The organism is Rhizobium sp. SVR5-2C, assembly GCF_056755115.1.
Window position 1 is genome coordinate 1 of the sequence record NZ_JBNDHT010000486.1, and the last position, 250, is coordinate 250.

The window sequence follows — 250 nt, forward strand, 5'->3', positions numbered from 1 at the left end:
TCTGGCAGCCCGAAATCATTGCACAGAGCGGCAGCATCAAGAGAAGAGACTTGACCATTGATCTTTCCTTTTTCGGCCAAGCGCTTCACCGCGGCTTCCAGCGCGACGGTCGCGGCCTGCTGGCGTCCCTCAGAGCGCCCGCCGAGGATTGCAGGGTAGACCGCGACGAGAGTGCCCAACGCCGCTCCCGCGCCGATCTTGAGCCATTCAGGCAGCAGCTTGAGCATTGACCGCCACCTTCAGATCGAGG

At 62.0% G+C, this 250-nt stretch carries 1 protein-coding gene; it reads right to left on the reverse strand.

From position 1 onward, the window contains the following. Positions 1-227, reverse strand: a 227-nt coding sequence (locus ACPYOI_RS36620; RefSeq protein WP_481424251.1) for a hypothetical protein, incomplete at its 3' end; no start/stop codon positions are given. Positions 228-250 lie beyond the last annotated feature (23 nt).